Origin of the sequence: Aquimarina rubra (assembly GCF_042684305.1) — a bacterium.
Taxonomy (GTDB): domain Bacteria; phylum Bacteroidota; class Bacteroidia; order Flavobacteriales; family Flavobacteriaceae; genus Aquimarina; species Aquimarina rubra.
In genome coordinates this window covers 565748-579850 of the sequence record NZ_JBHULE010000019.1, presented here as the reverse complement: position 1 = coordinate 579850, position 14103 = coordinate 565748, and the positions used below count along the sequence as shown (strand labels likewise).

The 14103-nt window shown below is 34.7% G+C and carries 15 protein-coding genes; 8 read left to right on the top strand and 7 right to left on the bottom strand.

The features are described 5' to 3' along the window. Positions 1 to 10: 10 nt before the first annotated feature. From ACFSR1_RS11215 to ACFSR1_RS11205, 3 genes are read right to left on the bottom strand one after another with little or no spacing between them, the layout of a single operon-like run. Positions 11 to 277 carry a DUF3098 domain-containing protein gene (locus tag ACFSR1_RS11215; protein ID WP_378292489.1) on the bottom strand — a complete coding sequence of 89 codons (267 nt, stop codon included), beginning with the start codon at positions 275 to 277 and terminating at the stop codon, positions 11 to 13. Continuing rightward, positions 255 to 671 carry a hypothetical protein gene (locus tag ACFSR1_RS11210; protein ID WP_378292487.1) on the bottom strand — a complete coding sequence of 139 codons (417 nt, stop codon included), beginning with the start codon at positions 669 to 671 and terminating at the stop codon, positions 255 to 257. Before ACFSR1_RS11210 ends, ACFSR1_RS11215 begins: the two co-directional genes overlap by 23 nt. Positions 672 to 680: 9 nt before the next feature. Beyond that, positions 681 to 1559 carry a cell division protein FtsX gene (locus ACFSR1_RS11205; RefSeq protein ID WP_378292485.1) on the bottom strand — a complete coding sequence of 293 codons (879 nt, stop codon included), beginning with the start codon at positions 1557 to 1559 and terminating at the stop codon, positions 681 to 683. 234 nt (positions 1560 to 1793) lie between these two features. Between ACFSR1_RS11205 and ACFSR1_RS11200 the strand changes: the two genes are divergently transcribed. The 5 genes from ACFSR1_RS11200 to ACFSR1_RS11180 all read left to right on the top strand — a co-directional run bounded on the left by ACFSR1_RS11200 (position 1794) and on the right by ACFSR1_RS11180 (position 8323). Next, a complete protein-coding gene (locus ACFSR1_RS11200; protein WP_378292484.1) occupies positions 1794 to 2723 on the top strand; it encodes a ketopantoate reductase family protein in 930 nt (309 codons plus the stop codon). A gap of 295 nt (positions 2724 to 3018) precedes the next feature. Next, the gene (gene leuS, locus ACFSR1_RS11195; RefSeq protein WP_378292482.1) at positions 3019 to 5832 is read left to right on the top strand and encodes a leucine--tRNA ligase; all 2814 of its coding nucleotides are present in this window, start codon (positions 3019 to 3021) and stop codon (positions 5830 to 5832) included. Positions 5833 to 5977: 145 nt separating this feature from the next. Beyond that, the gene (locus tag ACFSR1_RS11190) at positions 5978 to 6238 is read left to right on the top strand and encodes a SemiSWEET family sugar transporter (protein WP_378292480.1); all 261 of its coding nucleotides are present in this window, start codon (positions 5978 to 5980) and stop codon (positions 6236 to 6238) included. 133 nt (positions 6239 to 6371) lie between these two features. Next, complete coding sequence (gene ald / locus ACFSR1_RS11185) at positions 6372 to 7487, top strand: alanine dehydrogenase (protein ID WP_378292478.1); 1116 nt, start codon at positions 6372 to 6374, stop codon at positions 7485 to 7487. A 143-nt stretch (positions 7488 to 7630) separates the two neighbouring features. Beyond that, complete coding sequence (locus ACFSR1_RS11180; protein WP_378292476.1) at positions 7631 to 8323, top strand: zinc metallopeptidase; 693 nt, start codon at positions 7631 to 7633, stop codon at positions 8321 to 8323. A gap of 57 nt (positions 8324 to 8380) precedes the next feature. On the opposite strand, the gene ACFSR1_RS11175 is transcribed toward ACFSR1_RS11180, so the two are convergent. Both ACFSR1_RS11175 and ACFSR1_RS11170 read right to left on the bottom strand, forming a co-directional pair. Then, positions 8381 to 8851, bottom strand: a complete 471-nt coding sequence (locus tag ACFSR1_RS11175; RefSeq protein ID WP_378292474.1) for an Lrp/AsnC ligand binding domain-containing protein — start codon at positions 8849 to 8851, stop codon at positions 8381 to 8383. Positions 8852 to 8922: 71 nt separating this feature from the next. Next, positions 8923 to 10293 (bottom strand): saccharopine dehydrogenase family protein, encoded by a 1371-nt coding sequence (locus ACFSR1_RS11170; protein WP_378292472.1) that lies wholly within the window; start codon positions 10291 to 10293, stop codon positions 8923 to 8925. 153 nt (positions 10294 to 10446) lie between these two features. Here ACFSR1_RS11170 and ACFSR1_RS11165 point away from each other — a divergent pair, with 153 nt between their 5' ends. Together ACFSR1_RS11165 and pckA are read left to right on the top strand one after the other, a co-directional pair. Further along, positions 10447 to 10830, top strand: a complete 384-nt coding sequence (locus tag ACFSR1_RS11165) for a DUF423 domain-containing protein (RefSeq protein WP_378292470.1) — start codon at positions 10447 to 10449, stop codon at positions 10828 to 10830. Positions 10831 to 10897: 67 nt separating this feature from the next. Continuing rightward, positions 10898 to 12514, top strand: coding sequence for a phosphoenolpyruvate carboxykinase (ATP) (gene pckA / locus ACFSR1_RS11160; RefSeq protein ID WP_378292468.1), 1617 nt, complete (start codon positions 10898 to 10900; stop codon positions 12512 to 12514). 92 nt (positions 12515 to 12606) lie between these two features. Here pckA and ACFSR1_RS11155 read toward each other — a convergent pair whose 3' ends face one another. Both ACFSR1_RS11155 and ACFSR1_RS11150 read right to left on the bottom strand, forming a co-directional pair. Further along, the gene (locus tag ACFSR1_RS11155) at positions 12607 to 13353 is read right to left on the bottom strand and encodes a uroporphyrinogen-III synthase (protein ID WP_378292467.1); all 747 of its coding nucleotides are present in this window, start codon (positions 13351 to 13353) and stop codon (positions 12607 to 12609) included. A 32-nt stretch (positions 13354 to 13385) separates the two neighbouring features. Next, positions 13386 to 13982 (bottom strand): DUF4271 domain-containing protein, encoded by a 597-nt coding sequence (locus ACFSR1_RS11150; protein ID WP_378294498.1) that lies wholly within the window; start codon positions 13980 to 13982, stop codon positions 13386 to 13388. Between ACFSR1_RS11150 and ACFSR1_RS11145 the strand changes: the two genes are divergently transcribed. Further along, a complete protein-coding gene (locus ACFSR1_RS11145) occupies positions 13918 to 14055 on the top strand; it encodes a hypothetical protein (protein ID WP_378294527.1) in 138 nt (45 codons plus the stop codon). The two genes, ACFSR1_RS11150 and ACFSR1_RS11145, sit on opposite strands and share 65 nt — an antisense overlap. The last annotated feature ends 48 nt before the right edge of the window (positions 14056 to 14103 follow it).

The following is a 14103-nucleotide window of genomic DNA, read 5'->3' as shown; positions in this document are numbered from 1 at the left end:
AATTATTTAATTATTGGTTTTTCTTCTTATCAGGATTTAATAAAATGGCATATACTTCGATACCAAAACCAATCAGGACAATGGTAGGTGCCAATCGAATTCTTCTAAAATTGTATATCTCAGGATTAAATACATTAGGATCGTCACTTCCTCCGCCTGCCATCAAAATAAATCCTAATGCAATTACAGCAATACCAATAGCCATTACTACATAGTTCTTTTTTCCAAAAACGAAATCTGGTTTATGTGGAATATTATTGTTGGATTGTTTGCTCATGAATGTCGTTTTTAAGTTCATTAAAAATCACCCGATCTTCGATCATTAATTTTGAGATATGTCCCATAATCTTGTCGCGTGTAAATATAGTCCATCTATGAATAGGATACAAAGTAACCTTTTTATTTAGGATTTCTTTTTGTAAATCTTCTACACTGAGTCCTTGTTCCAAGCCGCGATTAATGTAATAATAATGATCGTCATTTTCTAATGTTATGGCAATATCAAAACCACTTCCCTCCTCTATTTTTGCAACAATGCCTGTAATTTCTATTACATCTTCCGGTTGTACATTACGCACGGGTTTAAATGTCTGAATCATTGCCCACATAAAAATAACAAATAGCACAAAAGATATAGAAAAGAATATTTTACCTGTTTTTTGCGTACTCATACAATAGTGTTAATAATATAATTCATCCGTTCTAAGATTCAGAAAACGTTGTGTTGCAAAAAATGTGCTAATCCATGTAATTAAAACACCAATCCCAAAAACACTTGCAAACAAGCCAATCAATAGTATTTCATCACTAAGCAAAGCTAATTCCGGAAAAGCTTTATCCAAATAGTATAAAACTACTCCAACCCCAATTAGTGCTACAATGGCGCCTATCATTCCGAGACGAACACTTTTCCATATAAAAGGTTTACGAATAAATCTTTTGGTGGCGCCTACCATTTGCATAGTTTTAATAATAAAACGTTTAGAATATACGGATAGTCGGATAGAGCTATTAATCAGAAGTACGGCGATAAAGGTAAAAATTCCACTAATTAATAGAACCCAAAAACTTATTTTTTTAATATTGTCATTTAGCAAAGAAATCAAAGGTTTATCATACGTTACTTCATCTACAAAATCTTTTTTAGTGATAGATGTTGTTATTTCATCAATCTTTACCTGATCTACAAAATCGGCTTTTAGATACACATCAATCGAATTCTGAAGCGGATTGTAACCCAGAAAATCCATAAAATTTTCGCCTATATCTTTGCTATGTTCTTCGGCAGCTTCATCTTTAGAGATATAAGTGGTGGATTTGGTGTATTCTGCCAGAGCCAAACTTTTTTCCATTTGTTTGATCTCAACATCTTTGGCAGTGTCTTTTAGATAAATAGTTAGTGCAATTTTTTCTTTGAAATGGTCAGCAACTTTTTTCGTGTTCAATACCAAAAGTCCTAGTAAGCCTAATAAAAAAAGTACCAGAGAAATACTAATAACCACAGAGAAGTAAGAGGAAATTAGTCTGCGTTTCTGATATTTTTCAAAAGAGGAGCTCATATATATCTGTTTTGCAGGTAAAAATAATAAAGTTAACGAGACTTTTTATTCTAAAACGGATCACATTTTAGAATTAATTGCGCTTTATTATAGAACCTGTTTATTATGATGTTTTAATTAACTTTGATACATACAAATAACGGTTAATAAGACATAAAATTTTTGAAGTCACAATAAAGATTATATTTCTAAGAGCGCAGCAATCTAATCAATCTAATAATCTAAAAAAAGAATATGCATATAGTTGTTATTGGAGTTGGCGGTGTCGGAGGATATTTCGGAGGAAAGATTACTCAATCAGGTCAAAAAGTGTCTATGATCGCCAGAGGAAAACATCTAGAAGCGATACTTCAGAATGGGTTGCAGGTTAAAAGTATTGAAGGTGATTTTGTTACGAGACCTTTTTTAGTTACTGATGATATACACAAAGTTGAAAAAGCAGATTTAATATTAATTTGTACAAAGTCCTGGCAGGTCAAAGAAGCTGCAGCACTCATCAAACCAGTCCTGAAAGCAGATACTATTGTAATTCCGTTACAAAATGGTGCGGATAATGCCGAAAAAGTAATGTCTGTGATTGATGAAAAACATGTGCTGGGTGGATTATGTAAAATCTACAGTAAAATTGAAGCTCCCGGAATCATATCGCATTTTGGTCATCCACCAGAGATTGTTTTTGGAGAATTAGATAGAAGTAAATCAGATCGTTTACAAAAGGCAAAAACAGTTTTTGATACAGCAGGATTTAAAAATAAAATCTCGGCAGATATTCAGGTAGATATATGGAGCAAATTTATGTTCATCGCCACTGTTAGCGGTTTAGGAGCCTTAACCAGAGCAACAATCGGAGAAATGTATGAACATCCTGAACTGAATAAGATGCTTAGAGCAACAGCTACTGAGATTTATAAAATAGCTATAGCCAAAGGAATTGAAATGCCTTCGACTATTGTAGATGGAATTATGACTTTTATTGGCAAACAACCTTTTGATGCCACTGCTTCTACACAAAGAGATATAATGGCAGGCAGACCTTCAGAACTGGATAATTTTAATGGTTTTGTTGTAGAAGAAGGTAAAAAACTAGGCATAGATATACCTGTAAACACATTTATTTATAGTTGTTTACAGCCAATGGAAGTAAAAGCCAGATTAAAATCTTAGAATTTAGCGAAGCTTTTTTATCCTTTTACACAGAATATATACTCAAAAGCTTCGAGATTCAGGAGCTGAGGTACGAGGCGACGAGAAGTTTTGAGTATGGTTTTATGAGATTTATCGAATAAAAATTCCTTGTAAAAGGTGTCTTTTTCTTTGTTTCGTTTCTTTTGGACAAGCAAAAGAAATGAAAGATATAATGTTGAAGGTTTAAATTTGAAAATCAAATTAGAAAGAACTTAAAAGTGATCTGTCGTTTAACTCGCATAAAATCGTAAATTTGCGGTCTTAATTTCAGATCATGAGTTACGATTTTAATACGATTGAAGCCAGATGGCAAGCCTTTTGGGCAGAGAATGGAACGTTTAAAGCTGAAAACAACAGCGATAAACCAAAATACTATGTGCTAGACATGTTTCCTTATCCTTCTGGAGCAGGATTACACGTTGGGCATCCACTAGGATATATTGCCAGTGATATTTATGCAAGATATAAGCGTCATAAAGGTTTTAATGTATTGCATCCGCAGGGATATGACTCATTTGGTTTACCGGCAGAGCAGTATGCGATCCAAACGGGGCAACACCCAGCAATCACTACCAAAGAAAATATCGCTAGATATCGTGAGCAATTAGATAAGATTGGATTTTCTTTTGATTGGAGTCGCGAGGTAAAAACCAGTGATCCCACATTTTATAAATGGACACAGTGGATCTTTACAGAACTTTTCAATTCCTGGTATGATAATGATGCCGATAAAGCCAGACCAATTAGTGAATTAGAGCAATTATTTTCTGAAGAAGGAAATGCAAAAGTAAATGCTGTTTGTGATGAAGATATAACCGAATTTACTGCTGCTGACTGGAATGCTTTTTCATCAAAAGAAAAACAAGAGGTATTACTAAAATATAGATTAACATATTTAGCAGAAACCGAAGTAAACTGGTGTCCGCAATTAGGAACTGTATTAGCTAATGATGAAATCGTAAACGGTGTTTCTGAACGTGGTGGATATCCCGTGATTCGCAAAAAAATGACGCAGTGGAGTATGCGAATTTCTGCGTATGCACAACGTTTAATAGATGGATTAAATACTATTGATTGGCCACAGCCATTGAAGGATTCTCAAACCAATTGGATTGGTCGTTCTGAAGGAGCAAGTGTTACTTTTAAGGTGAAGGATCATGACGAGGTGATCGATGTGTTTACGACTAGACCTGATACCATTTTTGGAGTAAGTTTTATGACATTAGCTCCAGAGCACGAGCTAGTATCCAAAATTACTACTCCAGAACAAAAAGCTGAAATAGATGCTTACATAGAAGCGACTGCAAAACGTAGTGAGCGTGATCGTATGGCAGATGTAAAGACCATTAGTGGTGTGTTTACAGGGGCTTATGCAGAGCATCCGTTTACCAAAGAGCCGGTTCCAATCTGGATTGGAGATTACGTATTAGCAGGTTATGGTACTGGAGCTGTAATGGCTGTACCTTGTGGAGATCAACGTGATTACGACTTTGCAAAACATTTTGGTATCGATATTCCCAATATTTTTGAAGGAGTAGATATTTCTGAAGAGGCCTTTGCGGATAAAGATAATACGATCATTGCCAATTCTGACTTTCTGAATGGTTTGAAATATAAAAAAGCAGTAAAAACTGCCATTTACGAGCTAGAGAAATTAGGTCAGGGAAAAGGTAAAATCAATTATAGATTACGTGACGCAGTATTTAGCCGTCAGCGTTATTGGGGGGAACCGTTTCCTGTATACTATGTAGACGGAATGCCACAAATGATTGACTTAAAGCATTTACCGATAGAATTACCTGAAGTAGAAAAATATTTGCCTACCGAAACTGGTGAACCACCATTAGGTCGTGCAGATGTTTGGGCCTGGGATCTAGAAAATAGTAAGGTAGTAGCAAACGATCTAATAAATCATACAACGGTATTTCCTTTGGAGTTAAATACCATGCCGGGCTGGGCAGGAAGTTCTTACTATTTCAATAGATATATGGATCCTCATAACGAAGATGAGGTATTCTCGCAAGAGGCGATTAACTATTGGAAAGAAGTTGATCTATATATAGGAGGAAGTGAACATGCAACCGGTCATTTATTATATGCACGTTTTTGGCAAAAGTTTTTATTTGATAGAGGTATTGTGCCAGTTGATGAATTTGCAAAGAAACTGATCAACCAAGGAATGATTTTGGGGACTAGTGCAATTGTATATAGAGTTAATGGTACAAATAAATACGTTTCTAAAGGATTGAAAGATCAATATAATGTTGAAGAGCTGCGCGTGGATGTAAATATGATCAATGCATCTGATGAATTACTTCCTGAAGATTTGAAAAATTGGCAACCGCAATTTAAGGAAGCAGAATTTGAATTGGAAGATGGTAAGTATATTGTAGGAAGAGAAGTAGAGAAAATGTCCAAAAGGTGGTTCAATGTCGTAAATCCAGATGGTATTTGCGAACAATATGGCGCAGACAGTTTACGACTATACGAAATGTTCTTAGGGCCATTGGAGCAAGCAAAACCTTGGAACACAGCAGGAATCACAGGTGTACATGGTTTTCTAAAGAGACTTTGGAAACTATATCATAATGGAGATGTTTTCAGTGTAACTGATGCAGAACCTACTAAGGATAATCTGAAGACATTACATAAAACCATCAAAAAAGTAGAAGAAGATATAGAGAACTTTTCTTTTAATACTTCGGTAAGTACCTTTATGATTGCAGTGAATGAATTAACTGCTCAGAAATGTAACGCCAGCGCCATTTTAGAACCATTATTAGTGCTAGTTTCTCCATATGCTCCGCACATCGCAGAAGAGTTGTGGAATAAGTTAGGACATAATGAATCAATCGCAACGGTAGCATTTCCAGTTTTTGAAGAGAAGCATTTGGTAGAAAGCACAAAGCAATATCCAATTTCTTTTAATGGGAAGATGCGTTTTATGATGGAATTATCTTTAGACTTAAGCAAAGAAGATATTGAAGCAGCCGTAATGGCTCATGAAAAAACGCAACAGCAACTTGATGGTAGAACACCTAAAAAGGTAATCGTAGTACCAGGTAAGATTGTAAATGTAGTAGGGTAAATATCAATCCTTATGTAATTAAGTTTAAGAGTTCCTTCTCCTTGGACGACAATGCGTAGCGATGGGCGAGAAGAGGCGAAGGAGTTAGGATTAGGGGTTTTTGACATCGACTCTCTTATTTTGATTTTCTTTTATCTCAAAAAATATGATCAACTCAATAGAAATACTTGGGTTAATAGCAGCAACATTAACTACAGCTGCTTTTTTACCACAAGTTTATAAGACCTGGAAAACAAAATCAGCTGATAGTTTATCTATGACAATGTTGTTAGCTTTTGTTTCAGGAGTCTTATGTTGGTTGGTTTATGGCTTTTTGATAAAAAGTTTACCGATAATTTTGTGCAACTTTATTACTGCGATATCAGGTTTTTTGTTACTTTATTTTAAAATTCGCTATAAAAAGTAGCATAAATTGAGAACTCTAGTCTTTTTTTAACAGCTTTCCGTGTGTTTTATCAAATTACGGATAAGATATTTTTTAAATACATTTTATTGTTTTATTTCAAGAAAACATCTATTTTCGACCCAAAAATAAGAATATGATAATTGGTGTTCCTAAGGAAATCAAGAATAACGAGAATCGAGTAGGTGTTACACCTGCAGGAACGATGGCACTCGTTAGTCATGGTCACACTGTTTTCATTCAGCAAGATGCTGGTCTTCAGAGTGGTTTTAGTGATGATGAATATATCGGTGCAGGAGCAAAGATCCTCCCTACAATCGAAGAGGTATATGCTACCGCTGAAATGATTATTAAGGTTAAGGAGCCTATAGAACCGGAATATAAGTTGATTAAGAAAGATCAATTATTATTTACTTATTTTCATTTCGCATCCAGTGAGCCATTAACTAAAGCAATGATAGAGAGCGGAGCGGTTTGTATTTCTTACGAAACTGTAGAAGATCCTGATCGTAGTTTGCCATTATTAACACCAATGAGTGAAGTGGCAGGACGTATGTCTATCCAACAAGGAGCTAAATATTTAGAGAAACCATTAAAAGGAAGAGGAATTCTTCTTGGAGGTGTTCCTGGAGTTGCTCCTGCAAAAGTGTTAATACTGGGTGGAGGTGTAGTAGGAACTCAGGCTGCTAAAATGGCAGCAGGAATGGGAGCGGATGTTACTATTCTTGATATTAGTATGAAACGATTACGTTATCTAGATGATGTAATGCCTGCTAATGTAAATACCGAGTTCTCTAACGAATATACCATTCGTGAACATATAAAAACTTCTGATTTAATTATCGGAGGAGTACTAATACCGGGAGCAAAAGCACCAAAGCTTATCACCCGTGATATGCTAAAAGATATGCGCGCCGGAACGGTATTGGTGGATGTTGCAGTAGATCAGGGAGGCTGTTTTGAAACAACAAAACCAACTACGCATCAAGATCCTGTTTATATCATTGATGACGTGGTACACTATTCTGTAGCAAATATGCCAGGTGCGGTACCTTATACGTCAACTTTGGCATTAACTAATGTTACTTTGTCATATGCGGTACAATTAGCAAACAAGGGTTGGAAAGCTGCTTGTGCAGATAATGAACCGCTTAAAAAAGGATTAAACGTAATTAACGGAGATGTAGTGTATCCTGCTATTTCAGAAGCATTTAACCTTCCTTTGGAAGATGTAAATAACTATTTAAGTTAAACTCGACTTATTGGCTAACTCAAGTTTATTTAACTGAAAACCTCGTCTTTATGGCGAGGTTTTTGCTTTTAATATTGTAAATTTAATGAACTCTTCTAAAGAATAACTTGAGAAGAGTTCGGTAACAAAAAAAGTTTACAATTATGATGGGATATTATGTCTTAGCCGGAATTATCTTTTTAGTAAGTTCATTTGTTAGTAGTAAGCTAAAAAGCAAATTCAAGCATTACTCTAAAGTGCATTTGCAGAATGGAATGAGTGGGGCAGAGATTGCAACAAAAATGTTGCAAGATAATGGGATTCGAGATGTAAAAGTAATTTCTACTCCAGGAATGCTAACAGATCACTATAATCCAAGAAATAAAACAGTGAACCTAAGTGAAGGGGTATATAATCAAAGAAATGCCGCTGCAGCTGCTGTTGCAGCTCACGAAGTTGGACATGCGGTTCAGCATGCTACAGCATATAGTTGGTTAACGATGAGGTCCAAGATTGTTCCTGCTGTAGGGATCGCTAGTAAGCTTTCTAATATAGTGATTATGGGTGGTTTGATTCTATCGGCAACGGGTTCATTGATAGGTAATACGATTTTTCTAGTAGGAATTATTTTATTTGCCGTGACCACATTGTTTGCTTTTATCACGCTTCCTGTAGAATATGATGCCAGTAACAGAGCGTTAGCGTGGTTAGAAGATAATAGAATGGTAAATCAACAAGAATATGCCGGAGCCAAGGATGCATTAAAATGGGCGGCAAGAACATACGTAGTGGCTGCATTAGGGTCGTTAGCTACGCTCTTGTATTTTATTTCTATTTTTATGGGCAGAAGAGATTAAGTCTACCTTATTTAGATGTTAGATAAGTCTCAGAGTTATGAAAACTTTGAGACTTTTTTATATCTTAATTTGCCTATTTATTTGTTGATCTAATGAAATGAAAGTTTCTGTTCGAGAAACACCTTCTATAGCTTGAATTTCTTTGTTTAATACATTCATTAAATGCTCATTGTCCTTACAAAGAATTTTAATAAAGATAGACCAGTTACCGGTAGTGTAATGACACTCAATTACTTCAGGGATATCCTTTAGTTGTTTAACTGCTTTGGGATTGCTTACGGCCTTGTCTAGATAGACTCCTACAAATGCCATGGTTTTATATCCTAATACTTTTGGATCAATAATAAATTTAGAACCAGCAATCAAACCGGAAGCCTCTAATTTTCTTAATCTTTGATGAATTGCTGCGCCGGAAATTCCGATTTTTCTTGCAATTTCCAGAATAGGTCTTCGAGCATCTTCCATAAGATTACGAAGAATCTCTTTATCGATACCGTCTATTTTTAAACTACCATATTGTCCTTTCATAACCAGAATACATTACAATTAATAATCAAAAATAGTGGTAAAGATTTAAAAATGAAACTTTTCGAGCTTGATTATCCTATTGCGCCGTCGGGGTTGTAACCCAAGTACTCACACTCTTTTTCTTTAAATATAATACCGTATTCTTCTAGCTCTTTAAGGATTGGAGTGTAAATTTCTTCTTGTATTGGTATCTGAACTCCTGTAGACGTGATTTCATTGTTAAGTATTCTTAGCGTAGCCATAGCAACAGGTAGTCCAACCGTTTTTGCCATGGCAGTATATTTTTGGTCTTCACCAATACTAACCATCGTAGCGTCTATTTGTTTACGTTCTCCATTAATTTCGTATCCAAACTTATGGTACATCACAATCATATCTTTATCTCCATCATCCAGTGTCCATTTATCCATGAGTATCTTTTGTAATGCTTGAGCAGGTGTGGCGTTAGGAATCCCTATTTTTTTATCCGTATTAAAAATGTCAAGTTCCAGGAGTTTATCCCAGATAATATCATCCTGATCAATTTTTAGATAATGACGAAGCTTTAATTCTACAGAATCTGTTGGAGAATATGCAAGAAAGGAGTTTGTAAAATCACGATAACTCATATGTTCGGAATTTGTCAATGTGTAGTCATCTGCTGTCATTCCTAATTGTACGAAAATGTTCCACGCCTTCGAAAATCCTACTCTTCTTATAGTTCCTCTGTAGAGGGTTAAAATATCATCTAAACCATAGATGCTTTGATATTTTAAAGAATTTCTATTGGCGTATGCTTCAAATCGGCCGTATTCTTCTACTTCTAAAAACTCAGTTCTCCTGAATAATTTGTGGTATGGAATATATTTATAAGTTCCCTCTTGCAGAAATTCTGCGGCACTCCCTTGACCTGCTACTACCACGTTTCTTGGATTCCAGGTAAATTTGTAATTCCAAAGATTGGTATCGCTTTCTGGAGCTACTAATCCTCCGGTAAAAGATTCAAATAAGATCACCTTTCCACCTTGATTACGGATTCGATCAATCACTTGCATAGCACTCATATGATCAATACCGGGATCTACACCAATCTCGTTCATAAAAACAAGTCCTTTTTTCTTTACTTGGTCATCAAGTTCTTGCATTTCTTTACTTACATAAGAAGCTGTAACCATTGATTTTTCTAATCTAAGACAATCTTTAGCAACTTCTATGTGAAATCTTGCAGGAAGCATAGATACTACTATATCCGCATTTTTAATTGCATTTTCTCTAGAGTTTTTATCAAAAACATCTAGTTTAATAGCAAGGGTGTTTGGATGATCTGCTGCCAGTTCTTTAGCATTATCAATAGAAATGTCTCCAATTGTTATATGTAAATTTTCAGATTTTGATTTGTCCTGAAAATATTTAATTAAAACCGCAGTCGATTTACCCGCACCGATGACCAGTATCTTTCGCATACCTAATGATTATTTTGATAACTTTGATGCGAATGTAGTAAATAGATCAAAAAGTAAGTTCTCAATTTTAAAGGATTCGTTATATCTTACGAGAAAATATGTTGAAAATTTATTTTTCATTTAAAAATAAAGTCAATTATTGCTAAAAAAAGAATGAATAAAACAATTTTGATTACAGGTGCGGTGGCTGCTTTATTAGCAGTATTGTTAGGTGCGTTTGGTGCACACGGGTTAGAGAAACTTGTAGACTCAGACAATATTGACTCCTTTCAGACGGGCGTTCGATATCAGATGTATCACGCAATCGTTTGCATAATTTTAGGAAATATGACGATGGTAAGGGACGTTGCCAAAAAAAGAATTTTTTATTTCTTCCTAAGTGGAATCACCCTTTTTTCTGGGTCTATTTACCTTTTGGTATTGGATGAGGTTTTGGGAATTTCTTTGTCAGGTATAGGTTTTATTACACCTTTGGGAGGTTTTATGTTAATTTTAGGATGGATTTTCTTTATTACTTCGCTAATTAAGATTAAGTGATATTTATAGCCGCTAGTGTAATTTTTATTTATAATTTTGCCAGACATAACAAACACAACATATTTTTATGGAACCACTGTATCCAATTACGAAAACGATTTCGTTAAAGCATTACGGTATTAAAGATGCTACAATACGTTACCAATTATCTCCTGATGAGCTTCAGGAGGAAACGGTACAAAAAGGTCAAGGGAAAATCACAAAATCTGGAACACTAGCAGTAAATACCGGAGAGTTTACCGGCCGTTCTCCAATGGATCGCTTTATAGTGAAAGACGAAATAACCTCAGATAAAGTATGGTGGGGTAATATTAACATTCCTTTTGAGCCAGACGCTTTTGATGCGTTGTATGATAAGGTAACAGCTTATCTTTCTGAAAAGGAAATATTTGTAAGAGACAGTTACGCGTGTGCAGATCCTGATTATAAATTGAACATACGAGTGATCAATGAATATCCTTGGTCTAATATGTTTGCTTATAATATGTTTTTAAGACCTACAGAAGAGGAATTAAAAGATTTTGATCCTGAATGGACAGTAATTAATGCTCCAGGCTTTATGGCTGATGCCGATATTGATGGAACACGTCAGCATAATTTTGCAATCTTAAACTTCACAAAAAAAATAGCACTTATAGGTGGAACCGGGTATACGGGTGAAATCAAAAAAGGTATTTTCTCGGCATTAAATTTTATATTACCTGTATATAAGGATACACTTCCTATGCATTGTTCAGCTAATGTTGGAGAAAAAGGAGATACAGCTATATTTTTTGGACTATCAGGTACTGGAAAAACTACATTGTCTACTGATCCTAATCGCAAGTTAATCGGTGACGATGAGCACGGTTGGACAAAAGAAAATACTATTTTCAATTTTGAAGGTGGTTGCTATGCAAAAGTGATAGATCTTTCTGCAGAAAAGGAACCAGAAATTTATGGTGCTATTAAGAAAGGTGCTATCCTTGAGAATGTGATCATCGACAATAATGGAGAGGTAGATTATGCTGATACTTCAATTACTCAGAATACACGTGTAAGTTATCCTATTTATCATATAGATAATATTCAGGAATCTTCTATTGGTAAAAACCCTAAGAACATCTTCTTTTTAACAGCAGATGCTTTTGGTGTTATGCCACCTATTTCTAAGTTAACTCCAAGTCAGGCAGCATATCACTTTATTTCGGGTTATACTGCAAAAGTAGCAGGAACAGAAGCAGGTGTAGTAGAACCTACTCCTTCATTTTCGGCTTGTTTTGGAGCGCCTTTTATGCCATTACACCCAGCAAAATATGCCGAAATGTTAATAAAAAAAATGAAAGACACCGGTGTAAATGTTTGGTTGGTAAATACTGGATGGACTGGCGGACCTTATGGTGTGGGAACCAGAATCAAGCTAAAGTACACACGTGCTATGATACAGGCAGTGCTTAACGGTGATTTAGGATTATATTCTTACGATAACTATCACATTCACTCCGTGTTTGGAGTTGCGCAACCAAGAGAATGTCCCGGAGTTCCAACAAGTGTATTGAGCCCTAGAGCTACTTGGAATAATGATGAGGAATATTACAAAACCGCGTTTAAATTAACGAATGCTTTTAGAGAGAATTTCAAAAAATTTGAATCATATGCTAATGAGGAAATCCGTAGAGGAGGACCACAGCGTTATGCTTTCTAACTTAAGTGACATAGTAATTCTATAAAATAATAAAGCCTGAAATTTAAATTTCAGGCTTTATTATTTTTATTCTATTCTAAAAAAGAAACAGCTTATTTTTTATTAGCTTCTTTAATGTATTTCTGAAGTGCCATGGTCATCGATGGAGTTTCAGGAGTTGGTGCTTGTATGTTTACCACCAAATCGTGTTCTTCTGCAGCTTTTACTGTAGAATTTCCAAAAACAGCGATGCGGGTATCATTTTGTTTAAAGTCCGGAAAGTTTTCAAATAAAGATTTGATTCCTGAAGGACTAAAAAATACCAAGATGTCATAAAAAACATCTCTTAAATTAGAAAGATCACTAACAACAGTTTTATAGAAAATTGCTTGTTTCCATTCAACTTTTAAGTTGTTTAACGTATCAGGTATTTCTGGCTTTAGTTGGTCAGATGAAGGCAATAAAAACTTTTCGCTTTTATATTTCTTAATCAAAGGAGTAAGCTCTTGGAATGTGCGTTTACCAACGTAAATTTTTCGCTTTCTGTAGACTACATACTTTTGCAAATAATAAGCAACAGCTTCACTTTGACAAAAATATTTAAGTGAATCAGGAACTTTAAAACGCATTTCTTCAGCAATTCTAAAAAAATGATCCACAGAATTTCTACTGGTAAGAATAATAGCTGTGTATTGAGATAAATCTACCTTTTGTTGCCTCACTTCTTTAGCATCTACGCCCTCTACGTGAATAAACGGTATAAAGTCAATTTTTACCTTTTCTTTCTCCTCAAGTTCGAAATAAGGTGAATTTTCTACTTTAGGCTCTGGCTGTGAGACCAAAATCGTTTTCACTTTCATATATAGTCTTTATTTGTAAATAACAACCTAAATTATACAATTAGCTTGTACAGTATAAAATAGGGTGCGATTTCAAGTGCGCAAAGATACAAAATAAAATAAAACAAGTGGTTTAAAATAACGTTTTCATTCTTTCTATAGACAGAAAAAAGCACGATTAGGTTGAGGATCAATAAAGATATTATTAGAATAATAATAACAATTTTTGAAGGTTTTGCAGTATAAATGAACAATAAGTTGAGAGGTAGCAAAATTAACCCCAAAAAATTGCGATATGATATTTTATAGAATAAGTAATCTTCAATTAAAATTTCTATTGAAAAAATTGTAGAAATTATTTTTTCCACTAAAATTTTACAGATAAAAATAAATAAATACAGAGATGCGATCTTTAAATAGAGCGTCAGGTCGATAACTTGATCTTTCCATTCTAATACATCGATAGAGAGGTAGATAAATAAGGATACAGATAGAATCTGCACCAAAATTAGAATACCATTAAAAAAAGTAGATAGCTTATTTCCTTTTTGATTAATGACAATGTATTTATTCGTATTAAAAAGCATGACAAACTCAGAAAACCTGGCGGAGTTTATAAGCTTTGCTGTTGCCAAAAGGGCAAGACACACTATAATTACTATAGTGATCCAGTCTGTCGATATGATTTCTCTTGTAATAACTTCCATACTCAGAATGGGATAAAATTAAGCCATAGTTACAACATAATAAAATAAAGTATAGTAAATAAGA